This is a genomic window from Mesorhizobium sp. M1E.F.Ca.ET.045.02.1.1 (genome assembly GCF_003952485.1).
GTDB lineage: Bacteria > Pseudomonadota > Alphaproteobacteria > Rhizobiales > Rhizobiaceae > Mesorhizobium.
The window spans coordinates 6,423,470-6,449,861 of the sequence record NZ_CP034447.1 but is presented as its reverse complement, the minus strand read 5'-3'; the positions used below and the strand labels follow the sequence as shown (position 1 = coordinate 6,449,861).

The following is a 26,392-nucleotide window of genomic DNA, read 5'->3' as shown; positions in this document are numbered from 1 at the left end:
TTCGGCTAGGGGATTCGTTGCAAGATCAGACGGTAGGGCGCCATGAATACAAATCCGGGCGACGGCGGGGAATTCGGACAGCGTCAGACGCAAGGGCCGATCGTGCCCAAGACAGCCGCCGAGGCCCTGCGGCCCGAGGCCGGCACCCCGCCGCCGTCGAAACGCTCCCGCGCCTCGCGCAGCCAGGTCGTCGTGTTCCTGAATTTCTTCCTTTCGGTGGTTATCCTTCTCGTTCTCGCCTCGGGTGCTGCGCTCTACTTCGGCATGCAGGCTTTCGTTGAGCCGGGCCCGTCCGCCAGCGGCGACACCTTCATGGTCAAGCCGAATACCGGCGTGCAGGAGATCGCCGACCAACTGGAACGTCGCGGCCTGGTCAGCGATGCGCGAATCTTCAGACTTGGCGTTCGCGCCACCGGCAATGACGCTGCGCTGAAGGCCGGCGAATACGCCATCAAGCCGCGCGCCTCGATGCGCGACATCATGGAGCTGTTCAAGAGCGGCAAGTCGGTGATGTATTCGCTGACCATCCCGGAGGGGCTGACGGTCGAGCAGGCGCTGCAGCGTGTGGCCGACCAGGAGGCGCTGACCGGCGACATGCCGGTGACCATGCCGCCGGAGGGCAGCATCGCGACCGACACGCTGCGCTTCACCCGCGGCGCCACCAGGCAGCAGATGATCGACAAGCTGGTCGCCGATCAGAAGAAGCTGGTCGAGGACGTCTGGGCGCATCGCTCACCCGACCTGCCGATCGCCAACATGGAGGACTTCGTCGTCCTGGCTTCGATCGTCGAGAAAGAGACCGGCAGGGGTGATGAGCGCTCGCGCGTCGCCGCCGTTTTCCTCAACCGGCTTGCCAAGGGCATGCGGCTGCAGTCCGACCCGACCATCATCTACGGCCTGTTCGGCGGCAAGGGCAAACCGGCCGACCGGCCGATCTACCAGTCCGACATCGACAAGCAGACGCCCTATAACACCTATCTGGTCAAGGGGCTGCCGCCGACGCCGATCGCCAATCCGGGCCGCGCGGCGCTGGAGGCAGTGGCCAATCCGTCGAAGACCGACGACCTCTATTTCGTCGCCGACGGCAATGGCGGCCATGTCTTTGCCGCGACGCTGGAAGAGCACAACCAGAACGTCGCCCGCTACCGGGCGCAGCAGAAGAAGCAGGCCGACGACGCGGCCAAGGCCTCCGGCCAGACGACGGCGCCAGCCGCTCCCGACGACAATGCCGACGGTGGCAATAGTGGCGCTGACAGCGGCGAGAATGGCGACGCCGCCCAATAGGCTGCAGCCTTGCCGGTTCTGTTCGCCTCCTTTGACGCCGGGCCGTATTCATGTTTTGAGGGGATATCCGATGCCTGGCCGAAGGTCGGGTGTCATATGGGGTATGCACGTTCGGGCAATCGCGCCCGGACCTGCGACAGGGGTGACAGGTATCATGGACGTGCAGAGCATGACCGGGTTCTCGCGCGCCGTCGCTGAACGCGACGGCACGTCGATTGCCTGGGAAGTGAAATCGGTCAACGGCAAGAGCGTCGAGGTGAGGCTGAGGCTGCCGCAGGGCTTCGACCGGCTGGAACCCGCTGTTCGGCAGACCGTGCAGAAGCGCTTCGCGCGCGGCAATTTCCAGGCGACGCTGACCGTCGGCCGCGCCGCCGCGCAGCAGGCGCAGCCGGTGGTCAACGAGGCTTTCCTGAAGGATCTGGCGGGCCTTGCCAAGCGCCTGCAGGAGCAGTTCGGCACACAGCCCGCCACCGCCGACGGACTGCTTGCGCTGCGCGGCGTCCTCGACATTCCGGAAGCCGTCGAGACGGAGGAGGAGCGGGCTGCCCTCGATGCCGCGATCCTGTCGGCGCTGGGGACGGCGCTCGCCGGGCTGGAACAGGCAAGGCGAAGCGAAGGCGCCGCGCTGCGCATGCTGTTGTCCGGCCACATCGACGCCATCGAGGCGCTGACGCTGAAGGCCGAGGCCGACCCGTCGCGCGAGCCGGCGGCGATCCGTGAACGCATGGCCGAGCAGGTCCGCCTGCTGATGGATGCGTCGGCCAATCTCGACGCGGTGCGGCTGCATCAGGAAGCAGCGTTCCTCGCCACCAAGGCCGACATCCTCGAGGAGATCGACCGGTTGAAGACGCATGTCGCATCGGGTCGTGCGTTGCTGGACAGCGGCGGCGCCGTCGGCCGCAAGCTCGATTTTCTGGCGCAGGAATTCAATCGCGAATCGAATACCTTGTGCTCCAAGTCGAACGCCGCCGCGGTGACCGCGATCGGGCTGGAGCTCAAGGCGGTGGTCGACCAGTTTCGCGAACAGGTCCAGAATCTGGAGTGACGGGAATGGTTGCCAAGGAGCCGACGGCTGCGAGGGATTTGGGATCCCGCATCCGCCGCCGCGGGCTGATGCTGGTGCTGTCGTCGCCGTCGGGCGCCGGCAAGTCGACGATCGCGCGCAATCTTCTGGAAAGCGATTCGAGCCTGGAGCTGTCGGTCTCCGTCACCACGAGGCCGCGCCGCGGCTCGGAGATCGAAGGCGTCCACTACCATTTCCGCACCATGCGCGAGTTCGAGCGGCTGCGCGATTCCGACGCGCTGCTGGAATGGGCGGAAGTGCATGGCAACTATTACGCGACGCCGCGCGAGCCGGCGGAAATAGCGCTGGCCGAAGGCCGCGACATGCTGTTCGACATCGACTGGCAGGGCGCCCAGCAGCTCAAGGAGAAGATGCGCGCCGACATCGTCTCGATCTTCATCCTGCCGCCCTCGATGAAGGAATTGAAAGCGCGCCTGAAGCGCCGCGCCGAGGACCAGGAGCAGGTCATCGAGACCCGGCTGAAGAATGCCCGCGTCGAGATCGAGCACTGGAAGGAATACGATTTCGTCATCGTCAACGATGACCTCGACCGCGCCTTCGCCGAGGTCCGCGCCATCGTCACCGCCGAGCGGCTTCGGCGCGACAGACGGCCTGGCCTGTTCGACTTCATCTCGGGATTGCTGGACGAGAAGACGGAATAGGCGTCGTCCCCTAACGATTGGCTATATCCAAGATGAGGCGCGCCAGCGGCGCCTCATCACCCGCAAAGCTCTCGATCATCGCGTGAAGGACACGCTCGCGCTCGAGCATATCGGCATTGAACGGGAATCCTGTGTTCTCCATCAACATCGCCAAGAAGGTGAGCTGTGTGCGGCCATTGCCTTCTCGGAAAGGATGAATGGCATTGATTTCGGCCAGGAAGTGCGCCGCCCGAACAGCGAAGCCTTTGATGCCGAGCCCACGAAGATGATCAGCATCTGCCAACTCTTCGAAGATTCTGCGCATCTCCCGGTCGATGTACTCGGGGTAGCAGAACCAATTGCCGCCTTTGCCGATGCGAATCGTGCGAACCTCGCCGGCCCATTCATAAACGTCCTGGAACAGGTGATGATGAACGGCTTTGTAGTGGCCGTAGTCCAAGTTGCCGACAGGAACCTGTTCATCGGCTCTGGTCAGGAAGAGCGCCAACTCGAATTCGTCGAGTTCGGCCTGGTCCTCAATATTCAGCTTATTGCGAAGAACTGTCGTGCCCGGGTAGCAAAGCGGATCTTCTTCAGCGGCGTAGACCACCTATGATCCTATTTCTTGCGGGATGCCTGTTCCTTGATCAGTGTTCTGCGTTCGTCGCCGCTCAGACCGCGCGCACGGCCTTCCCTCAGAATAGCGGCCATTCGGTGTGACAACCTGAGGCCCTCAACGGCGCTGATTTTTTCACCCCTGTCACTGGTCAGGATAAACTGACCACCTTGGGTCGAGCGAGCGGTGGCAGGTTTCTTTTTCATGCAATGACATTATCATGCCCGATGATTTCCGGGCAATCGCGTGGTGCGTCACGAGCCAATTCCCTCGACCAGAATGAGGTTGCGGCTGAGCGCGGCATCGCGGACCTCTAGTGCCGCCGCGTATTCTGGAGAGCGGTACCAGCGTCGTGCACTCTCCATGTCGGGGAATTCGACGACGATCAGCGGACCCGGCATCCAGTTGCCTTCCAGCTTCTCCACTTGCCCACCGCGTACCAGATAGCGCCCGCCATGCCGCGCAATGGAGGTCGCGGCACGGGTCCGGTAGGATTCGATTGCTTCCGTGTCACGGATTGTGACATCGGAAATGACATAGGCAGGCATCTTGTGCTCCAGGCTTGTTCGCCTGCCTATCTAAGTCGCCGCTTCCGACTTTCCAGCCAAATGCCCTGACTGTTGCAACGCATTCGTCAGCCGCACGAACTCCTCCACGCTGAGCGTCTCGGCGCGGCGGGTCGGGTCGATGCCGGCGCGGGTCAGCAGCGCCTCTCCACCGAGGCTTTTCACGCTTTGCCTGAGCATCTTGCGGCGCTGGCCGAAGGCGGCCTCGGTGACGCGGCCAAGCCTCCTGCCGTCGGCGGGCAGGGGGGATTGACGCGGCACCAGATGCACTACCGAGGAGGTTACCTTGGGCGGCGGGGTAAAAGCCTGCGGGGGCACGTCGAAGGCGATTCTTGCCTCGGTGCGCCAGCCGGCAAGCACGCCGAGCCGGCCGTAGGCGTCGCTGCCCGGGCCGGCGGTGATGCGCTCGGCCACCTCGCGCTGGAACATCAGCGTCATCGATTGATAGAAGGGCGGCCACTCGGCCACCGTCAGCCAGCGGATCAGAAGCTCGGTGCCGATATTGTAGGGCAGGTTGGCGGCGATCTTCACCGGGCCGCCATCCGCCGTGCGGGCGAGCGCGGCGAAATCCGTCTTCAGCGCATCGCCGGGAATGACCTCGAGCCGGCCGGGATAATGGCTGGAGACCTCCGCCAGCGCCTCCAGGCAGCGCTCGTCGCGTTCGATGGCGATCACGCGCCGTGCGCCGTTGAAGAGCAGCGCCCTGGTCAGCCCGCCGGGGCCGGGGCCGACCTCGATCACCGTCGCCTCGCCGAGCTCGCCGGCCGCGCGCGCGATCTTGCTCGTCAGATTGAGGTCGAGCAGGAAGTTCTGGCCGAGCGCCTTCTTCGCCTGCAAGCCGTGGCGCTCGATCACTTCGCGCAGCGGCGGCAATCCGTCGATGGTCGTGCGCCCCCCGTTCAATCGAGCCTCATGCGGCCGCGGCCTGGCGGCCGCTGTCGGCGAGCCGGCGCGCTAGCCTCAGCGCCGCGATCAGGCTGTCGGCACGCGCAATGCCCTTGCCGGCGATGTCGAAGGCCGTGCCATGGTCGGGCGAGGTGCGGATGAAGGGCAGGCCGAGCGTCACGTTGACGGCCTCGTCGAAAGCCAGCGTCTTGGCCGGGATCAGCGCCTGGTCGTGATACATGCAGAGCGCGGCGTCATAGCCCGCGCGTGCCCGCGGATGGAACATGGTGTCGGCCGCCAGCGGTCCGACTGCGTCGATGCCTTCGCTTTTGAGCGCCTCGACGGCCGGAAGGACGATGGACAGATCCTCCGAGCCTATAGTGCCGCCCTCGCCGGCATGCGGATTGAGCCCGGCAATGGCGAGCCGCGGCCGCGCGATGCCGAAGCGGCTTTTGAGATCGGCGGCGGTGATGCGCCCGGTGGCCACGATCAGCACCGTCGTCAGGACCTTCGGCACCTCGGCGAGCGGGATGTGGATGGTGACCGGAACGGTGCGCAGCTCTGGTCCGGCAAGCAGCATCACCGGCGTCACCTCGGCGCCAGTGTGGCGCGACGCCAGATGCGCCAGATATTCGGTATGACCGGGAAAGCGAAAGCCGGCATCGTAGAGTGGCTTCTTGGCGATCGGACAGGTGACCACCGCGGCGGCGTGGCCGGCGAGGCAGTCGGCGACGGCGCGGTCGATCGCCTCGATGGTGCCCGCGGCATTGGCCGGGTTCGGTTTTCCGGGGCTGTCCTGATGGCGGGCATGAAGCGGCACCACGGGCAGCGCGCGGGGAAAATGATGCACCGCTTGCCCCGGCAAGGTTTCGACGATCGCCACGGCAGCACCGGTCTCACGCGCGCGGGCCTCGATCAGGGCCGGGTCGGCGAGCAGGTAGAAAGGCGGCACGCCGGCGCTGTCGCCAGCCTGCCAGGCGGCGATGGCGATCTCGGGCCCGACGCCGGAAGGATCGCCGACGCTGAGCGCCAGCGGCGCATCGGTCCTGCGCATGTTCATGTCATCCTGCGCGGTGCCGTGCCTGCTTGAGGGCAGGGCAGCGGGCTGCAGCCTTGTTCTGTCACGCGCCAAAACCCCGCCGGTCTAGAGCAATTCCAGGAAAAGTGCGAAGCGGTTTTCCGTCCGGAATTGCGGAAAAGCAAATACTTAGAGCAATTCCAGGAAAAGTGCGAAGCGGTTTTCCGTCCGGAATTGCGGAAAAGGGAATGCATGGAGCAATTCCAGGGAAAGTGGGAAGCGGTTTTCCGTCCGGAATTGCGGAAAGGAAATGCATGGAGCGGATCGGCGCAAAATGCCGAACCGCTCTAGCGTTCGACGATCTTGGCCTTCTTGCGCAGTTCGTCGACATATTTCTTGCTGAGCTCGTCGGCGTCCTTGTCGTTGCCGCCCTCTGCCTGGAACACCATCTGCGCGGCCTTGTCGTCGGAAACCTCGCGCGAGGAGCATATGCCGATGAATTCGACGCCGCGCTCGGTCTCGCGCGTCGGCGTCGCGCCGCCGACCTTGGTCGCCTTGATCTGCTCAGCCCAGTCGGACGGCAATTGCGGTGCCAGCACCCGGCCGAGATCGCGCACCGTGACGTCCAGCAGTCCCTTGGCGAATTCGCGTGTGGTGTTGCAGCCGTTGAAGCGGGCGCGCATGGCATCGGCCTCGCGCTTGCGCTTGGCGAGCGTGGCGGCGCGCTCGGAGGCCGGCACGACGAAGATGACCTGCTGCAGCATGTATTCCATGGCGGTCGGCTTGGAGCCGCCCTTGTCCAGCATGCGGCGGACCGCGTCCTGCTCGGTCACCGAACCGCCCTCACCGGAACGGTAGCGTGCGCCAAGCGCCTGGTTCCAGGCCATCTGCGCGCGGATGAATTCCTTGAAATGCTCCTTGGTGACACCCGATTGCGACATGACCGCATCGAGCTTGGCCAGCGGCATCTTGTTGTTGGAGGCAAAGCGCTGATAGGCGGCGTCGACCTGCTGGTCGGTGATGCGGATGCCGAGCCGCTTGGCCTCGGCAAGGCGCAGCGTCTGGTCGATCATTTCCTGCGCCGCATCGCCTTTCTTGCGCTGCAGTTTGAAGAATGCGGCGCGGTGCGCGATGTCGCCGGTGGTGATCGGTATGTTGTTGACGACATATTTGATCTGGCTGGCGAAAGCCGGCGGCGCCATTGCCGTGATCGAAACCGAGGTCGCAGCCACCAGCAGCGCGAATCCTGCCGAAAACAGGTATTTCCTCATCTCACCTTCCCAATTCTTATCCGCCACGACGGCGCGGCACGTCCTCCGAACGCATGCGCTATGTGGTCGACCCCATGCCCGTCCTATGCGGCGAAACAATGTCGCCGGCGCATGACCCGGGAATCAAACCCATTTTCGGAGGATCATGCGCCAAATCAAGGCCCACATATCGTCCCGCGCCGAAGCGGCGCGCAACACGGTGGCCCGCGCCGGCCTCCGCTTACTGGATCGTGTCGACGGCGGCGGTCGACGAGCCGAAATCGCCGAGCGTGCGGAACGACAGGTTGAAGCCGATATTCTGCGACACTTCCTTGGTGACCGTATCGCGCGTTTGCGAGAACGTCATCACATAGGTGAAGCAGGAATCGTTGTAGGCGAAGCCGACACCGTCCTTGACCAGGACGCTTGTCTGTAGATCGTAGGTGCCGGTACCGAAAACCCGCCAGCTCTCCGCCAGATGCGTCGAGGCGCCGAGCGTGACCTCGTGGCGGTCCGTGGTGAAGCCGTAGAGCGGTTGCGCCTGGATGAAGGCATATTTGGCGCTCAGCGAAACCGGCAGGCCGGAATAGGCGGCCTTGACCTCCGCGCGCCTGACCTCGAAGGTCTGCTCGTCGAAACGGCCGCTGAGCGAGCCGGAGAAGCCGCTCGGGCTGTTGAAGCCGACAAGGCCGACATAGTCGGATTTCGCGGTCTGCAGGCCCGAATAGGCGCCGACATTGACGAGGTCCGGCGCATCGAACGAGTTCTCGCCGCCCAATTGGTACGACTGGCCGAAGATGGCGTTGGTGCCCCAGCCATTGTCGTAAGCGCCGGAATAGCGCACGCCGACATTGGCCCGCGTGCCGCCCTCTATGCGATCATAGCCGGAGAACTTGTCGCGCTCGAACAGCGTGGTGGCGTCGAAGACGAAGCTCTGCGCGTCTTCGTTTGGAACCGCGAGCCCACCGACATACTGTTCATTCGGGCGCACGAAAACCTGCGCCGTCGGCTCCAGGATGTGGCTGGAGTTCGGCATCGAGAACAACAGCGGCCAGCGCATTTCCAGGCCGAGGGTCGCCATGTAGCGGGCGAGCGAGGAGCGCATGTCGACGTTCTCGCCGAGATTCGCCGCCATCTGGTTGACCGCGGCCAGCGAGGCGGAAGTCTCCGAGTTGTATCCGGTGTCGCCGCGCAGCGCGAGCAGCGGCGTGAGCTGCAGGCCGCCATCGGTGGTGAAGGTGCGCTTCCATTCGGCTTCCGCCGTCAGCCGGCTGGATTGGCCCTCGAGGCCGCGCACGTTGTTGGTGGAGGTCGGATCGCCGGCATCGGCCAGCACCGCGTCCAGTCGGTCGCGGCTGATGACGCGGGCATTGACGTTGAGCGACAACTGGCCGCCGGCCACCGACGTGTCGGGGATATAGGCGTAGTCGAACGACGGCAGTACCCAAGGCTGCTTCGCGGCGCGCGCCGTCGGATCGCTGGACAGCGTGTCTTCCTGCACCTCGAAGCGCATCGCCCTGACGTCGAAATAATTGCGGTCGCTCAGGCCCGTCAGGTAGACCGACGACTGGTGGACGAGGTCGCCGTAGCCGTCGATGTTGTAGGTGCGTGAAAAGTTCTTGTCGGTCTGCAGCAGCACGTCCCAGCCGAAGTTCCAGCGCTCGTTGATGGCGAACTGGCCCTTGGTGCCCATCATGCCGCGGAACTTGTTGGGATCGCCGGGCTCTCCCGAATCGACCGTATGGCGATTGCCAGTGCCTATGAAGGCGTCGGGATCCTGCTGCTGGATGCCGGCGATCTTCAAGCTGTACTCGCCGTTGTTGAAACGCTGGCGCCATTCGGCCTCGCCGAGGAAGCCCTGCTTGGTGTAGCCGGTGCCGGTGACGGTTAGGTCATAGGTCGGCGAGAGGGCAAAGTAGTAGGGCACCTTCACGCCAACGCCGAGGTCGGTGTTGTAGACGATACCCGGGATCAGGAAACCGCTCTTGCGCTTGACCGTCGGGTCGGCGATTTCGAAGGCTGGCAGATAGGCGAGCGGGAAGCCGAAGAACTCGAAATTCGCGTTCTCGAAGCGAACCGTCTTCTTCTCGCCGTTCCAGATGATCTTTCTCGCCTTGACGCGCCAGGTCGGCGCCTTGTCCGGCTTGTCCTCGCAGGGCTCGCAGGCGGTGTAGACACCGTTGTGGAACGTCGTCAGCACGCCGCCCATGCGTTCGGCGCTTTCGGAAGCGAAATAGGCATCGTTGACGGTCTGGACGCGCAATGCGTTGACGAAGCCGTCGGCGAAGTCGTCAGTGATGTCGATATGGTCGGTATTGATCTTGGTGCCGTCGCTGTTGATCAGCTCGACGGCGCCGCTGGCGACGAGCCGCTTGGTGTCGCGATTGTACTCGACGCGCTGAGCGACCAGCTTGTTGCCGCCATAGTCGATCTGCACGGCGCCGACGGCGGTCACGGTGTGGTTGTCGTTGTTATAGACGAGCGTATCCGCGGCCAGCAGCATCTGCGTGCCGGAGGGAACAGGCTTAGCCGTGATGTCCTGCGCCAGCGCCGGTACCGCCGGTACCGCGCAAGCGAACAGACATGCCAAGGCGGTCGCCCCATAGAGGCGTGCCAAACCGGCCTGCCTATGGCTGCGCAAACCAGCCTCCCTCACTAGCCGTCTTCCTTGTATAGCAGAAACGTCACCCCGAAGAACATAGCCACGACAACCGGAACCCATGCAGCCACCACTGTAGGCACGAATCCGGCGACCCCGAATGCCTTGACCAGTACCGAAACGACATAAAGCAGAAAGCCGGCCAGGACGCCACCCAGAATCATCGTCGCCGACTGCCCCATTCGCGCAAATCGCATTGAAACCGTTGCCGCAATCAGCGTCATGGCGACGAGGAGGAACGGCAGCGCCACCAGCGAATCAAACTGCATGGCGAAGGCATTTGCCTTGAGGCCGAAGGATCGGGCAACCTCGATCTTGCCAGGCAACTCGTAGAACGGGATGGTTTCCGGGCGCGCCAGGCGCTCCTGGACGAATTCCGGCTTGAGGTTGGTCGGCACGCGGTCGGAAGCCTCTGGACGGATGGTACCGTCCTTGAACACCTTGACGTCCTGCAGTTCCCAGTAGCCGTCGCGCAGGAAAGCGCGCGCCGCGTCCTTGCGCTCGACGATGTTGCCCTTCTGGTCCAGCACGAAGAACACCGCGTCCGCCATCTCCAGGCCCTGGTTGAGGATGGCGCGGGCGCCGATGATGGTGTCGCCGGAGCTGGTCTTCTGCCTCAGCCAAGGTGTCGCATCGGAGGGAACGGCGTTCGATTTTCCGGCCCGCAGTTGATTCTCCATCTGCTCGGACCAGGAGAAGCCGTGCGCAGCGATCGGATTTAGCACACCGACGGACAGCACGCCGAACATCAGCGCGCCGACGCAGCACGGGAACAGGAACTGCCAGGCGGAGACGCCGGCCGAGCGCGCGATGACCAGCTCGTAGCGGCGGTTGAGCGACACCAGCGTCGCCATCGCCGAGAACAGCCCGACGAATGGCACCGTCTGCAGCATGATCATCGGCATCCTGAGCGCCGAAATGGCGAAGGCGGTGCCGTAGGTGAAGCCCGGCAGCCCGGTCGTGCGGCCCGAAAGCTCGGTGAAATCGATCAGGAACACCAGCGCAAGCAGGCCGAGGAAGAACCAGACGGTGATCGTCACATAGCGAAAGAAGAAATAGCGGCCCAGCGTCCAGCTCATCGTCAGGCTCCCTGGCCGGCGCCGCGCCGGGCGAGGCGCAACTTGAGCGCGGTCCAGCCCTCGCTGACGCGGCCGGCAAGGTTGGTCATCCAGTCGGCCCAGGCGGACGGCAGTTCCATGCTGCGCGAGGAGACGATGAACCAGACGGAGACCGCCGACGCCACGATCGGCACAGCGTAGACCAGGTAGGCGTAGTACCAGACCTTGTCGGCCTTGCCGGCTGCGAAGAAACCGAGCCAGCGCACGAACAGCGCGATTGCGATTGCCGTGATCAGCGGATGGATGCGCGCCTCGCGATGCGAGCGCGCGTCGACGGCCACGGCAAGCGCGATCAGCGCGAACACCAGCGAATAGGACCATTCGGAGAAACGCTGATCGATCTCGGCCCGGTAGCCGCCCGGGTTGCGCTGGTACATCCTGTCGTTGGGATCCGGGTTGAGCAGGTATGGCGTCGTCCGGTCCTTGGGCAGCAGCGTGATTTCGTTCGCCGCCGACATGAAGGCCGACAGGTCGAAGGCGTAGGAGGTGAAGCGGATGACGGAGAGGTCGCCGGTCACCGATTTGCGGTTGATGACGCCGTCATTCATCATCAGCACCTTCTCGTCGCCTTTTTCGACGATGCTGCCGGTCTTGGCGTAGTAGGTGAGGTTGGCGCCTTCCTCGCGCGAATCGGCGACGAAGATGCCGCCGAGCTTGTTGTCGGGGAGCCGTTCGCCGATCTGCAGGTATAGGCCGTCGTCGATCTTGCGGAACGTGCCTTCCTGGATGATCAGCGACAGAAGATCGGCGCGCGAGGCTGCCACCAGCTGGCGGTTCTTTTGCCTTGCGTAGGGATCGACGCCGTTGTCGACGGCAAAGGAAAAGACGCTGGCCGCAAGCGCCAGCAGGAGGATCGGCCGCGCGATCGTCCAGCGCGAGGCGCCGGCGGCGTTGATCACCGCGAGCTCCGAATCGGTGTTCATGGCGCTCAGCGTCTGCGCCACCGCGACCACCAGCGCGAACGGCACCACGATCGGAATGATCGACGGGATGATCAGGGCCGCGACTTCGAAGAAGGTCAGCGCCGACTGGCCGCTGTCGGTGACGAGGTCGATCTTGGCAAGCACCTGCGTCGTCCACACGATCGCCAGCGTCCAGACCAGCGCCGCCAGGAACATCGCGGTGGTGCGACGCATGATGTAGCGTTCAACGACCTTCATGAAGGCTTTTCTCGATTTTGCCGAACGGCATCATGCCCGCCGACAAGGTAGTCATCCGGCAGGGCCTGCACAACCAGGTCCATAGGCGGCTCATCTGGTTTGTCGCTCCACGCCACGCGCCCCGGCGGCGGAGTGTCTGCGCCAATGGATAAAAAATGCAAAACATTGATGGTTAACAGTAGGTTGCGGCAGGAAGCTTACATCTTGCCGCGACGAATCCTTCGTTGGTTTCGGCGCCGATATAGACAGCGATTTCGGCCGAAGTCTTGCCAAATGGCTGAAAACGACCAAATGTCGCGCACGCTTGAAAGCCGGTTCGCGGCGCCTCACCCCGAAAGCAGGATCTGATGACTTCGAGACCTTCGATTGCCTTCGCCAAATTCGCCGCGCCCAAAAAAGGCAGCGTCTTCGTGCTTGCGGCCGACGGTGGCGGGCTTGGCGAGGCCGCGAAGGCCTGCGATCCGGCGGGTGCGCTTGCCCGCGCGTTTCCGGTCGCCGATTTCTCCGGCAGGTTCGCGAACTCGGCCGAGGTTCTGGCGCCGGAAGGGACGTCGGTCGACCGGCTGGTCGCGATCGGCGCCGGCAAGGTCGCGAATCTCGGCGACCATGCCTGGCTGAAGCTCGGTGGCGCCGTTGCCGCCTCGTTGCGCAAGGCTGCGGAAGTCGCCGTGATCCTCGACCTGCCTGAACTTCAGCCGGACGGCAGGCAGGCGGCGAACCTTGCCGCGGGCATCCTTCTGCGCAGCTATGGCTTCGACAAGTATAAGACCAGGAAAGAGAGGGAAAACGGCCAGCCTGAAGCCAAAAAGGCCGAAGCGGCGAAGCCCGCCAAGATAACCATCCATTGCGCGGATCCCGCCGCTGCGAAAAAAGCCTTCGCCAGCGAAGAGGCGGTGATCGACGGCGTGCTGCTTGCGCGCGATCTCGTCAACGAACCGGCCAATGTGCTCGGCCCCGTCGAGTTCGCCGCCCGCGCCAGGGAACTGGAGGCGCTCGGCGTCGCGGTAGAGATCCTCACCGAGAAGGAGATGAAGAAGCTCGGCATGGGTTCGCTGCTCGGCGTCGCGCAAGGCTCGCCGCGCGGCGCCCGCATGGCCGTCATGCAATGGAAGGGCGGCAAGGCCAAGGACGCGCCGATCGCCTTTATCGGCAAGGGCGTCACCTTTGACACCGGCGGCAATTCGATGAAACCGGCCTCCGGCATGGAGGACATGAAGGGCGACATGGGGGGTGCGGCCGCCGTCACCGGGCTGATCCATGCGCTGGCCGCGCGCAAGGCCAAGGCCAACGTCGTCGGCGTCATCGGCCTGGTCGAGAACGCCGTCGACGGCCACGCGCAGCGGCCGGGCGACATCGTCACCTCGATGTCGGGCCAGACCATCGAAGTGCTCAACACCGACGCCGAAGGCCGCCTCGTGCTCGCCGATGCGCTCTGGTACGCCAACGACCGCTTCAGACCGAAATTCATGGTCAACCTGGCGACGCTTACCGGCGCCATCATGGTTGCGCTCGGCCAGCACTACGCCGGCCTGTTCTCCAACAATGACGAGCTGGCGGGCAGGCTCTTCGGCGCCGGCCAGGCGACGCAGGAGCGGCTGTGGCGCATGCCGCTCGGCGCCGAATACGACAAGCTGATCGATTCCAAGAACGCCGACATGAAGAACATCGGCGGCCGCTACGGCGGCGCCATCATCGCCGCGCAGTTCCTGCAGCGTTTCGTCAAGGACACGCCCTGGGCGCATCTCGACATCGCCGGCACTGCGATGGGCGCGCCGGCGAGCGAGATCAACCAGTCCTGGGGCTCGGGCTTCGGTGTGCGGCTGCTCGACAGGCTGGTGCGCGACCACTACGAGGGGTAAGGCTTGATAAATTCGCTCCACCGGCCATCTGCCGCGGTTTTCTCCGCTTCCGGTGCTCACGGACCTAAAAGTCCGCTTCGCTCCGGTTCTCGAAAACCACGTCATACGACTCGGCGGAACGAAATTTCTCGAAGCCTTCCCTGGCGAGCGGCGTAGCGATGGCCGACATCCTCTTTTACCATTTGACGGAATCGACACTCGAGGAGGCCTTGCCAGGGCTCCTCGAGCGCAGCGTCGAACGCGGCTGGCGCGCCGTCGTGCAGACTGGCACCGAGGAGCGGCGCGACGCCCTCGATCAACATCTGTGGACGTTCCGAGACGATTCCTTCCTGGCGCACGCCACCGACCGCGAAGCCTATCCGGCCGAGCAGCCGATCCTACTTACGACGGGCGAGGGCAACCCCAATGCCGCGCAGATCCGTTTCCTCGTCGATGGCGCGACCCCGCCCGAGCTTTCCGGCTACGAGCGTGCCGTCTTCCTGTTCGACGGCCATGACGCGGCACAGCTCGAAGGCGCGCGCGGCCACTGGAAGACGATGAAGGAAGCCGGCCACGCCGTGACCTACTGGCAGCAGACGCCGGACCGCCGCTGGGAACGCAAGGCTTAAGGAACGCTGCCCCGATTCTCTAGGGTTTGGTCGCGTCCCTGCGCCTGCAAATAAAGCCACAGCGCCTCGGCCACCGGGCCGTGCGGCCGGTCGCGCCGGCGCACAGCCGCCACGGTTTCGGTGCGGCCGGGAATGTGCCTGCCGGCGATCGAGATCAGCCGCCCGTTGCTCAATTCATCCTCGATCAGCCACTCAGGCAGATGGCCCCAGGCCAGTCCGTGCAGGATCAGCTCTTTCTTCATCATGTGGTCCGGCGTCGAGCAGGAATGCGCGCCGTCGAGGACGAAAAAATTCTCTGTCGACGGACGCCGCGCCGTGTCGCGGATCACGCACTGGGTGAATGGGCGCATCGCCTCCGGCGTGATCTCGCGCGTGTCTTGGAATGGCAGGAACCCGGGCGCCACCACGGGCACGAACGCGACCTCGCAAAGGTCGATCCGTTCGAGATGTGGATCGGAAGGATTGGCGCGATGGAAAATGAGATCGACCTCGGCATCCATCAACCGTTCGACCGGCCCGCTGATCGCTTCATATTCCAGATGCAGGCGCGTGCGGGTCCGCTCGGCGAAGAAGCGGCTGAGCAGGCCGAGAATTCTGGGCCGAGGGCAGACGTCGCCCATCACCACACGCAGGAAGGTTTCTTCGCCGCTTGCCAACTGGCCTGCGTAGCTCTGAAGATGTTCGATCTCGTGTAGCGCCAGCCGGGCGCGGGCATGGAACTGCCGGCCTTCATCCGTCAGGCTCACCCGATAGCCGCTGCGGTCGAGCAGGGTTAGGCCGAGTTGTTCTTCCAGTCGTGCGACCGCAGCGAAGACGGAAGGATGCGTCCGGCTCAGGACAACCGCGGCGGCCTGAAAACTGCCCTCGCTCGCCACAGCGTCGAAGCACCTCAGATCGTGGAGCTTCAAATCGTGCATTGTCGTAACATCCTACAGAGACCGTCGAATCATAGTAATTTTCTTCGATAGTAACCAGACCTAACGTCCTCATCGAAACGACGCAGGACGACCTCCCGCCTGATCAAGATGAGGACCAAAATGACCGAAACGCTTCATTTCACGGCGGGCGACGGCACCCGTATCGCCTACAGGTTCGACGGCCCGGAAGACCGGCCGGTGCTTGTGTTGTCCAATTCCATCGCCACGACCTTCCATATGTGGGATGGCCAGGTTGCTGAACTCGCCAAATCCTTCCGCGTGCTGCGCTACGATTTTCGCGGCCATGGCGGTTCCGACGCGCCGGCAGGAGCCTATTCGCTCGACCGGCTGGGCCGCGACGTGCTGGAACTGCTCGATTTCCTCGGGATCGAGCGCGTGCATTTCCTCGGCCTGTCGCTCGGCGGCTTCGTCGGCCAGTGGCTGGGCGTCCATGCGCCGGAACGCATCGAGCGCTTGATTCTCTCCAACACCTCGCCGCATCTCGGGCCGGCGTCCTATTTCGACGAGCAGATCCGCAACGTGCTTGCGGCAAGCGACCTGTCGGCCACGGCGGACATGTTCATGCGCAACTGGTTCCCGGCCTCGATGCTTGGCGGCGAGAACGAGACCGTCGAGGACTTCCACGCCGCGATCCTGGCAATGTCGCCGCAAGGAATTGCCGGATGCTTCGCCGCCGTGCGCGACCCCGATCTGCGCCGCCCGATCTCGCTGATCACCGCGCCGACGCTGGTCATAGGCGGAAAGGACGACAAGGTGACGCTCGCCAGCCACAGCGAGGCGATAGCCGCAGCAATCCCCGGCGCCGAGCTCGTGCTGCTCCCGGGCGTTCATCTGCTCAATGTCGAGCGCCGGGCGGAATTCATGAATGCAGTCACGCGCTTCCTCCAGGCGGACTGACCCGAACTCAGCCGCGCTAGCCTCATGAACATCGCTATCGACCGCATTTTGGTTTAGATAAACGCGAGTTCACGCATGGGGGGAGGATGCGGATCAGGATCGTCGGAACCGGCAGGGCGGTGCCGGCAGAGTGCATCACCACGAGCGCGCTGGAAGCGAGGCTGGGCCTCGGCCAGGGCTCGCTCGAGGCAGCCACCGGCGTCACCGAGCGCTATGTTTGCGCGGCCGAATCGCAGATCGACCTCGCCTGTGATGCTGCGCGTCTTGCACTCGACGATGCCAGGCTCGAAGCGAACGCCCTCGACGTGATCATCGGCGGTTGCGGCGTGCCTTACCAGCCACTGCCGGCGACCGCGCCTTTGGTCATGCAGCGTCTTGGCCTTGCCGACGGTTCGGCCGCCGCTTTCGACGTCAACAGCACATGCCTTAGCTTTCTCACAGCCTTCGATACCGCCGGCCGCATGATCGAGGCCGGGCAATGCGAGACGGCGCTGGTATTTTCCGCCGAAGTCGCCTCGCGCGCTCTGCCGTGGCGCGAGGCACCTGAAGTCGCGGCGCTCTTCGGTGACGGCGCGGCGGCTGCCGTGCTGCGCAGGGCCGGACCTGGCGAGGGCAGGGTGGCGGCGAGCCTGATGCGCACCTATCCGTCGGCCTGGGAAGCTTGCGGCATCGGTTCGGGCGGCACCCGTTTCGACTTCCAGAAGGAACGGGAAGAGTTCGCCCGCCACAGCCTGTTCCACATGGACGGCAAGGAACTGTTCCGGCTGACCTCGCGCCATTTCAACGGCTTTGTCGATGCTTTGCTGGAGCGAGCCGGCTGGCGACATGACGATGTCGACCTCGTCATCCCGCACCAGGCAAGTCCGTTGGCACTTGCGCATATGGCGCGCCAGACCAGCTTCGCGCCGGAAAAGCTCGTCGACATCGCGGCCCGCTTCGGCAACCAGATCGCCGCCTCCATTCCCTTCGCGCTCGATGTCGCGCGCCGCGAAGGCCGGGTGGCGCCCGGCATGAAGCTGCTCTTCCTCGGCACCTCGGCTGGCGTGTCCTTCGGCGGCATGGCGCTGGAGGCCTGACGATGGTCGTGCTCGTCACCGGTGCCAGCGGCTTCCTCGGCTCCCATGTGCTCAAGCGGCTGGCCGCATCGGGCACCCTGGCGCTCGGGCTTGGCCGCGACACGGCACGCTGCGCGGCGCTGGAGGCCGCCGGCCATCGCATCATCCGCCATGATCTTACCCAGCCGCTCGACGGCGCGCTCGATCCGCGGCTCGGCAGGGTCGAACGGATCATCCATTGCGCCGCGCTCTCTTCGCCCTTCGGCCGGCTCCAGGATTTCGTAGCGGCCAATGTCACTGCAACGCAGAACCTCGTCGATTTCGCGATCCGCCAGCGCGTCAGCCGTTTCCTCCACATCTCCAGCCCGTCCGTCTGCTTTGCCTTCCGTGACCAGCTTGGCCTAAGCGAGGACGCCCCCTTGCCCGAACCGGTCAACCACTATGCCCGCACCAAGCGCGAGGCGGAGAGGATCGTGCTCGCCGCACCAGCCGCCCATCCGGTGGTGCTGAGGCCACGTGGCATCTACGGCGCCGGCGACCGCGCGCTGCTGCCGCGCCTCATCAAGGCGGCGAAAAGCCGGCCGCTGCCGCTGTTTCGCGACGGCCGCGCGCAAATAGATCTCACCCATGTCGACGACGTCGTCGATGCGGTGATGGTGGCACTTGCCGCACCCGGGGAAGCCGAGGGCCAGATATTCAACATCTCCGGCGGCGAGGCGCTGCCGGTGCGCCGCGTCGCCGACGAGGCCTGCGCGCGCGCCGGGCTCACGGCGCGCTGGCGGCCGATGCCGCTGGCGCCGGCCATGCTCGCGGCGGGCCTGATGGAAACGGTGGCGCTCATGTTGCCCGGCCGACCCGAGCCACCGGTCACGCGTTATGGGCTCGGCCTCTTCGCCTATGGCCAGAGCCTGGATCTCTCCAAGGCGAGATGTGTGCTCGGCTGGGTGCCCAAAATCTCGTTCGGGGAAGGGCTCGACCGCACGTTCGGCGGGGCCATGCCATGAAGATCGTCTTCGCCAACAGCGCCTGGGTGAATGCTGTCGAGCGGCTGATCCTGCGTAGCGGCGGCTGGCGCAGCGTGCGGCTCCGGGTCCGCTACGGGCTTATCTTTCATCCAACGGAAGGTGCGGTGCTGATCGACACCGGCTACACCCCAGAAGCGCTGACGGGCGAGGGACGCAGTCGGAGGCTGCGCCTCTACGGCGCGGTGTTGAAACCCGAGCTCAACGGCGCCGAACAGGTCTTGCCCATGCTGAAGCGCTTCGGTCTTTCGCCGGACGACATCCGCGCGGTCATCGTCACGCATTTCCATGCCGATCACATTTCCGGCCTGCCGCTGTTTCCCAAGGCGCGCTTCATCGCCAGCGATGCCGCCTGGGCGCGGGTCAAATCCCGGACGCCCCGGCAGAACCTCCGCTACGGCGTCTTCACCGAGCTCTTTCCGGCAGATTTCGGGGACCGGCTCGATGGGCTCTCCACAAAGCGGCAGATCGAGGCGCAGGGCGACGTTCCGGGCGGCGCGGACCTCTTCGGCGACCGCAGCGTGATCGCCGTCGATCTTCCAGGCCATGCCGACGGCCAATTCGGCTTGCTCTTCGCCGGTCTTGAGCGGCCGCTGCTCTATGCCGTCGACGTGCAATGGCTGCTCAGAGCCCTGACCGAAAACCGCACGCCCGGCTTTCCGGCCACGCTGATCGCCGAAGACGCCTCGGCAATCGAGCCGACCAGCGCCATGCTGCGCCGCTTCCTCGCCACGAGCGGCGAGGTGATGCTTTGCCATGATCCTGCGCCGACACCCTACGATCTCGCATTGAGCGATCCGGAGGCGGGATGAACGGACTCGCGGAAGCGGTCAGCTCCTTCGCCTTGACGCGCTGGGTCTCGCGCAAGAGCCGAGCCGAGTTCGAGCACTGGCAGGCGGCGGCCTTGCGGCGCTTCCTCGATCGCGACCTGCCGCGCGCGCCCTTCTATGGCAAGGCGCCGGCGCGTCTCGCCGACCTGCCGGTCACCGACAAGGCGCTGCTGATGCGCCGCTTCGAGGATTTCAACATCCACCGCCTCACCGCCGCGGAAGCGTGGGCGGCGCTGGCGCGCGATGGCCGCGCCGGTTCGCTGACGGTCGGCGCCAGCACCGGCACGTCGGGCAATCGCGGCCTGTTCGTGATTTCGGAGGCCGAGAAATACCGCTGGCTGGGCGCGATCCTCGCCAAGGCGGCGCCCGATCTTTTGTGGCGCGGCATGCGCGTCGCCGTCATCCTGCCGCAGAGCACGGGGCTCTACGACAGTGCCCGCAAATCGCGGCTGATCAAGCTCGCCTTCTTCGATCTGACGCTCGGGCCGGAACACTGGCGCGAGGCGCTGGAAGCTTTCGACCCGACGGTGATCATCGCGCCGCCGAAGATGCTCAGGTATTTCGCTACCGATGGTTTTCGACTCACGCCAAAACGCATTTTCTCGGCTGCCGAGACGCTCGACCCGGTCGACCGACCGGTGATCGAGGGTTTCTTCCGGCTGCCGCTCGACCAGATCTACATGGCGACGGAGGGACTGTTCGCGGTGACCTGCCGACAGGGCGGTCTGCATCTTGCCGAAGACTCCGTCTTCTTCGAATTCGAGCCCGCGGGCGAGGGGCTGGTGACGCCGCTGGTCACCGCCTTTCGCCGCCAGACCCAGATCATGGCGCGTTACCGCATGAACGATCTGCTGCGCCTCTCGGACCAGCCCTGCCGTTGCGGCTCGCCGTTACGCTGTGTGGACGAGATTGTCGGCCGCATCGACGATGTCTTCCGTCTTGCTTCGCCGAGCGGGCCGATCCTCGTCACGCCGGATGTGCTGCGCAACGCCGTGCTCAAGGCCGATCGCCGCATCGACGATTTTCGGCTCGTCCAGACTGCGCCGGATGCGATCGAGCTCAGGCTTCCGCCGACACTGGCCGACGACGCGGCTACCGCTGCTCACAAGGCGATGCGAAGGCTGTTGGAAGCGCGAAAGGCCGATGCGACCGTCGCCCTTGTCCGCGCGCCGCTGCCGCTGGAAACAAGCCGCAAACTGCGTCGCGTCGAATGTCGGCTGGAGAGCGCGCAATGAGCCGGGCAGGCGTCGTCGAAAGGCCGGTTCAGCAGGCCGACCGGGTCGAAAACAATCCGGCCAAGGTCGAAGCGTTCGTGCGGCTCTTCAACGAGATTCCGGTTGGCGATCTCGTCGCCAACCTGACGACCAGGGTCGAGGCTTTCGAAGTCGCCGGGCGGACCTTTCCGCTGACGCTCAACGATGCGAGTGAAGCGCCGAACTGCTACATCTGCTGCCCGTCCAGCGCTTACGTCGACTACGCCGTCGACGAGACGCGCAACTTCGCGGCCCACCCGCTGCTGCGTCAGGGGCTTCAGGCACTGATCAGCGCCTGCGCGCCGCTGGTCAGGGCAAGCGGCCTCGACCATCAGGTGCAGGTCAACAACTGGCTCTATTCGACCAATCCGGTGCCGCTGCTCGACCGGCAGACGGTCGCGGCGCTTCGCTCGGCGCTGGTCGCTCGCTTTCCCGATCGCACGATCGTCATCCGCTCGCTGAACGAGATCGCCGATCCGGCGAGCATAGCCGCCTTGAAGGCGGAAGGTTTCCGCATGCTGGCGGCGCGGCAGATCTACATCTTCGCCGACCGCAGCGCCGCACCCGCCATGACCAAGAACCTGAAACGCGACCGCAAGCAGCTTGGCGCGACGCATTTCGTGCGCGTCGGCGATGCCGATTTCACCGAGGCCGATTTTGCGCGCGCCGAACAGCTCTACAACATGCTCTATCTCAACAAATACACACCGCTCAATCCGCACTACACGGCCCGCTACATCGCCGAGATGCATCGGCGCGGCATCATCAGCCTTGCCGGCCTACGACGGCCGGGTGGCGAACTGGTCGCGGTCACCGGCCTGTTCGAAAATGGCGGCACGCTGACCCAGCCGATCGTCGGCTACGACACCAGCCTGCCGCTCGGCGAGGGGCTCTACCGCATGGTGATGGCGATGGGACAGGACCACGCCACGGAGCGCGGCCTGTTCTTCAACATGAGCGCTGGCGCGGCAGGCTTCAAGCGCCTGCGCGGCGCGGAGGCCGCGATCGAGTACATTGCCGTCTATGCTAGGCATCTTCCGCTTCGCCGGCGCGTCGCTATCCGCATCATGGAGAGCGTGCTGGCCCTGGTCGGCATCCCGCTGCTGAAGAGGTTCGAACTGTGAGCGAACGCCGTGACCACGCGAAGGATTTTTGGCAGGCGGTGGCGCTCTCGGCCGACATCGGCCAGCGGCCGAAGCGCGTTTTCTTCGAGGGCGCGCCGCTGGTGCTGTTCCGCTCGGCGCAAGGCATTGCCGCACTGTTCGACCGCTGCCCGCACCGGCTGGTGGAGCTGTCGACCGGCAAGGTGGTCGGCGGTGAGATCGAATGCCCTTACCATGGCTGGCGCTATGACGGCGAAGGCCGCTGCACCGCCATTCCGGGCCATGTCGGCGCAATGCCGCACTACCGGGTCCGCCGTTACGCCGCGATCGAGCGCGACGGCGTCGTCTTCGTCTCCTCCGGCGCGCCGCAGGGCGAACCCTATCTCCATTGCATGGAGGGCAAGGACATCATCGCGCGGCGGGTGCGCAGCTCGACGCAGTCGACGGTCATCGACGCCGCCGAGAACATTCTGGATGCCACCCACACCCATTTCACCCACAAGGGCCTGCTGCGCGGCCTGACCTCGAAACGTCATCTGGTGCGGGTCGAGGTGACGGGCGGCGAGGGCTGGGTCGAAGCCTGCTACACCGGTGAGGACAGACAGCAAGGATTGATCAGCCGGCTGCTGGAGGGCGAGCGGGCGAAAACCATCGGCCGCTTCCACCATCCCGGCATCGCCGAGCTCGAATATTGGGGCAAGGAGGGGCTGGTGCTCGCCACCACCTTTCATCTGCGCCAGGCGGACGAGCGCACCGTCGAGGGCGTCGGTTGGCTGATCGGCCAGCGGCAGGGCTTGCTCGGCGAGTTGAAGGCGCTCGCCTTCAAGCCGCTGTTCACCATCGCGCTGCATCAGGACCGCCGGGTGCTGAAATCGGCAAGCGACAACGCCCGTTTCGCGCCGCCGGCGCTGCCGGTGATCGGCCCGCTCGATTTCCTGCGCCGCGACATCGCGGCGATCATGGAGGGGAAAATGCCGCCTTCGGCGAGTGAACCGAGGGTGTATCAGATCGAGTTGTGATCGCGACACTAGAAAGCGGCGTCTCATTCCGTCACACCCCTCTCTGTCCTGCCGGACATCTCCCCCGCAAGGGGGGAGATTTGCTGTCGCACCGGCTTTCGCCAATCTCCGACGCTGCAATAAGGGCGCCGAAGGCGAAGCTGATAATCTCCACCCTTGCGGGGGAGATGGCCGGCAGGCCAGAGGGGGGTGCTGTCCCGCCAACGTCAGCGGCAATCTGCCGGCCCGTTCCACTCGATATCGCGCGTCGACGCCGCCTGCAGGCTGATGCGCTGGCACCAAGCCACGCGGGCGATCTCGGCCAATGCCGTCCACTGCGCCTTCACCGGCGCCGGGTCGCCCGGCCAGTCGAGCAATTCCTGGCCTTCGCGCATCGCCGTTCGAAAGTGGGCGAGACCGCCGGAGTGCAAGGCCGCCGGCAATCCATAAATCCACATGGCAAGCCGCACGGTTTGCGGTGCGACCACATCGGGGGCGGCCTCAGGCCCGTCGTCCAGCATCGCATCGGCAAACCGCACCGGATCGCGGAAAAAATGCAGGCCGCTGACGGCGCGCGGATTACATTCCAGCGGCAGCACGCGACCGTCCGCCTCGCGCATCAGGTCGAACGAGATTTGCCCGGTCCATGACGTGCCGGCAACGATGCACTCGACCAGCTCTCGCGCTGCCTGATCCTCGACCCGCTCGAAGAAGATGCCGGCGCCCTTGCCGGCGCGGTAGAGCGAACGATAGAGCGCCAGCCCCTTGAGCCTGCCTTCGCGCGCCACCGCATAGGCGCTGATCTCCTCGCCATCGATGAAACGCTGCGCCACCCAAGGCATGGCGGGAGAGGGGACGATGGCATCGAGGAAGTCCGGCGTCGGACGCAGCAGCACCTGGCTGGCGAAGCGCGACCAGACCGGCTTGAACACCAGGTCGCGCGAGCGGCGGCGGACCGCCTCCAGATCGTCGCGAGAATTGAGCAGAGTGGTCTCCGGCACCGTCAGCCCGAGGCGCTCGGCCAGTCGGACGAAGCTGTACTTGTTGTGGACCTCCGCCAGCAGGTCGATGTCGGGGGCGAGTAGCGGCGCCGGCATCCTTCGACCACGCCAGGCCAGCGCGAGATAAAAGACTTCCTCGCACGTCGGGATGACGAGGTCTACGCCTTCAGCCCGGACCAGCGTCTCGACCATCTCGGCATAAGCCTGCGGCTCGAAGCGCGGCGGCGGCAGGCGATGATAGCGCGCGCAGGCCTTGCTTGCGGCCGCGATCGGCCGCGCCGGCGTGTCGGCCAGGATCACCTGGCGGCCGGCGCCATGAAGCAGGCGCGCCAGATGCAGCGCCACCGGCGCGCGCGCGCCGGTGATGAGCACGGTCTTGTCAGTCCCCGGCATCAGATCTCGCGGTCGTTTCGATCGCTCGACCGTTGCGCGAAATCTCCACGCTTGGCAATCGCGCTACCTCCCGCCGACCGGCAGCGCGCGCTGGACGACATTGAGGAAGAAGCGGATGCCGATCGGGATGATGGCGTCGTTGAAGACGAAGCGGTCGCCATGCAGCCCGGCGCCGGGGCCGACATCGCCGGCGCCGATCCAGACATAGGCGCCGTCGCCGACGCCCTGCAGCAGGAAAGCGAAATCCTCGCAGCCCATGCTGGGCTGGAACTCGGTCGAGACGTGTTCCGCACCAACCGTGTCCGAGCCGGCCAAGGCTGCGAGTGCCGCTCCGTTCGCCGGGTTCACCACCGGTGGATAGCCGCGCTTATAGGACAGTTCGGCGCTGACACCGTGGATCGCTGCCGTGGAGCGCGCCACGCGCTCGATCTCGGCCGCGCAATGGTCCGAGAGCGCGCGGTCGTAGAAGCGGCAGGTGCCTTCGACCTTCACTTCGCCCGGGACGAAATTATTGAAGCGGCCGCCATGGATCTGCGTCACAGACAATACGGCCGGCGACAGCGGATCGACGCTGCGGGAAACCAGCCGCTGGATCGCTGTCACGAAGCTTGCGGCGGCCAGCAGCGGATCGTCGCCCAGATGCGGCATCGCCGCGTGGCAGCCGCTGCCGCGAAAGACGATCTCGAAATCGTCGACCGCCGCCATCTGCGGTCCGGCGCGCACGCCGATATGGCCTTCCGGAAAACCCGGCCAGTTATGCACCGCAAACACCTGATCGACCGGAAAGCGCTTCAGCAGCCCGTCCTCGATCATCTTCTTGCCGCCGCCGAGCACTTCCTCGGCCGGCTGGAAGACAAACACCACCGTGCCGTCGAAGTCCTCGTCCTCGGCCAGCAATTTCGCCGCGCCGAGCAGCATGGCGGTATGGCCGTCATGGCCGCAGGCATGCATGACGCCGTCCTTGCGCGAGGCGTAGGCGACATTGGCGGCTTCCCTGATCGGCAGCGCGTCCAGCTCGGCGCGCAACGCGATGGCCTTGCCGCCCCTGCCTTTCGTCAGCGTCGCCACCACCGCGGTGGCGCTGACATCGGTGTGAACCGCAAGGCCGAATTCCTTCAGCTTCGCCGCGACGAAAGCCGCTGTCTCGTGCTCGGCAAAGCCGAGCTCCGGATTGGCGTGGATCGCCTGCCGCCAGCCGATCACCTCCGGCACGATCGCCGCTATCCTGTCGTTGTTCTGCATCGTCGTGTCTCCGCTCTCGATTGCGGCGATGTTGCCGATGCCTTCGGCTTCCGTCTTGAACGGGATTGACGGGCAGGACGGTTTCAAGAAAGGCTGCTGGCCATGAGCGATGCCGGCGAGCAAAGGGAGCGCGAAGCAGCAAGGCTGACCAGGCATGAGGGCCTTGGCGGCCTGGAAATGCTCGCCGCCCGCTACCGCGACCATGCCTACGCGCTGCACACGCATCCGACCTGGGTGTTCGGCGTCGTGGTGGCCGGCGTCGAGAAGCTGAGGATCGGCCGCCGCCAGCATCTGGCGCCGGCGGGCTCGATCATCATCGTCAATCCGGAAGAGCCGCATGACGGCGAGAAAGGCGCTCCCGCCGGCTGGGCCTACCGCACCTGCTATCCCGACGTCGCGCTGATGGCCGAGATCGCCGAGGATATCGAGCAGTCGCGATTGCCGATGTTCAGCGAGGGCATTGTCGAGGCGCCGGAACTGGCGTGGGCCTTCGTGAAGGCGCATCGCCTGGCCGGGAAGCTCGAGCAGGAAGCGGCCATGCTCATGGCGCTGCGCGAACTGGCCAGCCGCTTCGGCGACCGCAAGGTCCGCGATCGCGCTTCGGATGGCGGTGAAACGGCGCAGCGCTTCCGCCTCTATGGCGAGCTGATTGCCGAAGATCTTTCTGCCGGCTTCGATCTCGCTCGATTGGCGGCGACGGCCGGGGTCACCCGCTTCCAGGTCATCCGCGATTTCCACCGCGCCGCCGGCATGACGCCTGGACAATATCTGCGCGACCGCCGTATCCGCGCCGCCTCGGCGCTGATCAAAACCGACATGCCGCTGGCCGAGATCGCCGCGGCGACCGGCTTCGCCGACCAGAGCCATCTCACCAGGGTGTTCAAGGCGATCAAGGGACTTGCGCCCGGCGCCTGGCGCGCCGCGGCGTGAGCG

Annotated in this window: 25 protein-coding genes; 13 read left to right on the top strand and 12 right to left on the bottom strand. The window is 65.2% G+C overall.

Features of this window, described 5'->3' with window-relative positions; all coding sequences use genetic code 11:
- Positions 1-42 precede the first annotated feature (42 nt).
- From mltG to gmk, 3 genes are all read left to right on the top strand, one after another.
- On the top strand, positions 43-1,284 hold the full coding sequence (gene mltG, locus EJ070_RS31515) for an endolytic transglycosylase MltG (RefSeq protein ID WP_126094841.1): 1,242 nt from the start codon (positions 43-45) through the stop codon (positions 1,282-1,284).
- Between the two features lie 154 nt (positions 1,285-1,438).
- Positions 1,439-2,329 (top strand): YicC/YloC family endoribonuclease, encoded by an 891-nt coding sequence (locus tag EJ070_RS31510; RefSeq protein ID WP_126094840.1) that lies wholly within the window; start codon positions 1,439-1,441, stop codon positions 2,327-2,329.
- Positions 2,330-2,334: 5 nt separating this feature from the next.
- Positions 2,335-3,009 carry a guanylate kinase gene (gene gmk, locus EJ070_RS31505; RefSeq protein ID WP_126094839.1) on the top strand — a complete coding sequence of 225 codons (675 nt, stop codon included), beginning with the start codon at positions 2,335-2,337 and terminating at the stop codon, positions 3,007-3,009.
- 10 nt (positions 3,010-3,019) lie between these two features.
- On the opposite strand, the gene EJ070_RS31500 is transcribed toward gmk, so the two are convergent.
- The 9 genes from EJ070_RS31500 to lptF all read right to left on the bottom strand — a co-directional run bounded on the left by EJ070_RS31500 (position 3,020) and on the right by lptF (position 12,260).
- On the bottom strand, positions 3,020-3,598 hold the full coding sequence (locus EJ070_RS31500) for a Fic family protein (RefSeq protein ID WP_126094838.1): 579 nt from the start codon (positions 3,596-3,598) through the stop codon (positions 3,020-3,022).
- Between the two features lie 8 nt (positions 3,599-3,606).
- On the bottom strand, positions 3,607-3,810 hold the full coding sequence (locus tag EJ070_RS31495) for a hypothetical protein (protein WP_126094837.1): 204 nt from the start codon (positions 3,808-3,810) through the stop codon (positions 3,607-3,609).
- 48 nt (positions 3,811-3,858) lie between these two features.
- Positions 3,859-4,152, bottom strand: a complete 294-nt coding sequence (locus EJ070_RS31490; RefSeq protein ID WP_126094836.1) for a DUF1330 domain-containing protein — start codon at positions 4,150-4,152, stop codon at positions 3,859-3,861.
- A 30-nt stretch (positions 4,153-4,182) separates the two neighbouring features.
- Entirely contained in the window at positions 4,183-5,073 is an 891-nt protein-coding gene (gene rsmA / locus EJ070_RS31485; RefSeq protein ID WP_126094835.1) for a 16S rRNA (adenine(1518)-N(6)/adenine(1519)-N(6))-dimethyltransferase RsmA, read from the bottom strand.
- A 7-nt stretch (positions 5,074-5,080) separates the two neighbouring features.
- On the bottom strand, positions 5,081-6,109 hold the full coding sequence (pdxA, locus tag EJ070_RS31480) for a 4-hydroxythreonine-4-phosphate dehydrogenase PdxA (RefSeq protein ID WP_126094834.1): 1,029 nt from the start codon (positions 6,107-6,109) through the stop codon (positions 5,081-5,083).
- Between the two features lie 311 nt (positions 6,110-6,420).
- Positions 6,421-7,344 carry a peptidylprolyl isomerase gene (locus EJ070_RS31470; protein ID WP_126094833.1) on the bottom strand — a complete coding sequence of 308 codons (924 nt, stop codon included), beginning with the start codon at positions 7,342-7,344 and terminating at the stop codon, positions 6,421-6,423.
- A gap of 220 nt (positions 7,345-7,564) precedes the next feature.
- Positions 7,565-9,979, bottom strand: coding sequence for an LPS-assembly protein LptD (locus tag EJ070_RS31465; protein WP_189350180.1), 2,415 nt, complete (start codon positions 9,977-9,979; stop codon positions 7,565-7,567).
- Complete coding sequence (lptG, locus tag EJ070_RS31460) at positions 9,979-11,061, bottom strand: LPS export ABC transporter permease LptG (protein WP_126094831.1); 1,083 nt, start codon at positions 11,059-11,061, stop codon at positions 9,979-9,981. Before lptG ends, EJ070_RS31465 begins: the two co-directional genes overlap by 1 nt.
- Before the next feature lie 2 nt (positions 11,062-11,063).
- Positions 11,064-12,260 carry an LPS export ABC transporter permease LptF gene (gene lptF, locus EJ070_RS31455; protein WP_126094830.1) on the bottom strand — a complete coding sequence of 399 codons (1,197 nt, stop codon included), beginning with the start codon at positions 12,258-12,260 and terminating at the stop codon, positions 11,064-11,066.
- A gap of 347 nt (positions 12,261-12,607) precedes the next feature.
- Here lptF and EJ070_RS31450 point away from each other — a divergent pair, with 347 nt between their 5' ends.
- Both EJ070_RS31450 and EJ070_RS31445 read left to right on the top strand, forming a co-directional pair.
- On the top strand, positions 12,608-14,119 hold the full coding sequence (locus tag EJ070_RS31450; protein WP_126094829.1) for a leucyl aminopeptidase: 1,512 nt from the start codon (positions 12,608-12,610) through the stop codon (positions 14,117-14,119).
- A 158-nt stretch (positions 14,120-14,277) separates the two neighbouring features.
- Complete coding sequence (locus tag EJ070_RS31445; protein WP_126094828.1) at positions 14,278-14,727, top strand: DNA polymerase III subunit chi; 450 nt, start codon at positions 14,278-14,280, stop codon at positions 14,725-14,727.
- Here EJ070_RS31445 and EJ070_RS31440 read toward each other — a convergent pair.
- Positions 14,724-15,644: a LysR family transcriptional regulator gene (locus tag EJ070_RS31440; protein WP_126094827.1), complete on the bottom strand. Its 921-nt coding sequence runs from the start codon at positions 15,642-15,644 to the stop codon at positions 14,724-14,726. The genes EJ070_RS31445 and EJ070_RS31440 overlap by 4 nt on opposite strands.
- 120 nt (positions 15,645-15,764) lie before the next feature.
- Here EJ070_RS31440 and EJ070_RS31435 point away from each other — a divergent pair, with 120 nt between their 5' ends.
- The 7 genes from EJ070_RS31435 to EJ070_RS31405 all read left to right on the top strand — a co-directional run bounded on the left by EJ070_RS31435 (position 15,765) and on the right by EJ070_RS31405 (position 22,844).
- Positions 15,765-16,562, top strand: coding sequence for an alpha/beta fold hydrolase (locus tag EJ070_RS31435; RefSeq protein ID WP_126094826.1), 798 nt, complete (start codon positions 15,765-15,767; stop codon positions 16,560-16,562).
- Between the two features lie 86 nt (positions 16,563-16,648).
- Entirely contained in the window at positions 16,649-17,638 is a 990-nt protein-coding gene (locus tag EJ070_RS31430) for a 3-oxoacyl-[acyl-carrier-protein] synthase III C-terminal domain-containing protein (RefSeq protein ID WP_126094825.1), read from the top strand.
- A gap of 2 nt (positions 17,639-17,640) precedes the next feature.
- On the top strand, positions 17,641-18,621 hold the full coding sequence (locus tag EJ070_RS31425) for an NAD(P)-dependent oxidoreductase (RefSeq protein WP_126094824.1): 981 nt from the start codon (positions 17,641-17,643) through the stop codon (positions 18,619-18,621).
- The gene (locus tag EJ070_RS31420; RefSeq protein ID WP_126094823.1) at positions 18,618-19,451 is read left to right on the top strand and encodes an MBL fold metallo-hydrolase; all 834 of its coding nucleotides are present in this window, start codon (positions 18,618-18,620) and stop codon (positions 19,449-19,451) included. The genes EJ070_RS31425 and EJ070_RS31420 overlap by 4 nt, the downstream gene beginning before the upstream one ends.
- Positions 19,448-20,704 carry a F390 synthetase-related protein gene (locus EJ070_RS31415; protein ID WP_126094822.1) on the top strand — a complete coding sequence of 419 codons (1,257 nt, stop codon included), beginning with the start codon at positions 19,448-19,450 and terminating at the stop codon, positions 20,702-20,704. Before EJ070_RS31420 ends, EJ070_RS31415 begins: the two co-directional genes overlap by 4 nt.
- Positions 20,701-21,846, top strand: a complete 1,146-nt coding sequence (locus tag EJ070_RS31410) for a GNAT family N-acetyltransferase (RefSeq protein WP_126094821.1) — start codon at positions 20,701-20,703, stop codon at positions 21,844-21,846. The genes EJ070_RS31415 and EJ070_RS31410 overlap by 4 nt, the downstream gene beginning before the upstream one ends.
- The gene (locus EJ070_RS31405; RefSeq protein ID WP_126094820.1) at positions 21,843-22,844 is read left to right on the top strand and encodes a Rieske 2Fe-2S domain-containing protein; all 1,002 of its coding nucleotides are present in this window, start codon (positions 21,843-21,845) and stop codon (positions 22,842-22,844) included. Before EJ070_RS31410 ends, EJ070_RS31405 begins: the two co-directional genes overlap by 4 nt.
- 206 nt (positions 22,845-23,050) lie before the next feature.
- Here EJ070_RS31405 and EJ070_RS31395 read toward each other — a convergent pair whose 3' ends face one another.
- Positions 23,051-24,217 carry an ATP-grasp domain-containing protein gene (locus EJ070_RS31395; protein ID WP_126094819.1) on the bottom strand — a complete coding sequence of 389 codons (1,167 nt, stop codon included), beginning with the start codon at positions 24,215-24,217 and terminating at the stop codon, positions 23,051-23,053.
- Positions 24,218-24,280: 63 nt separating this feature from the next.
- A complete protein-coding gene (locus EJ070_RS31390; protein ID WP_245464738.1) occupies positions 24,281-25,546 on the bottom strand; it encodes an amidohydrolase in 1,266 nt (421 codons plus the stop codon).
- 15 nt (positions 25,547-25,561) lie between these two features.
- On the opposite strand from EJ070_RS31390, the gene EJ070_RS31385 reads away from it, so the two are divergent.
- On the top strand, positions 25,562-26,389 hold the full coding sequence (locus EJ070_RS31385; RefSeq protein ID WP_126094818.1) for an AraC family transcriptional regulator: 828 nt from the start codon (positions 25,562-25,564) through the stop codon (positions 26,387-26,389).
- The last annotated feature ends 3 nt before the right edge of the window (positions 26,390-26,392 follow it).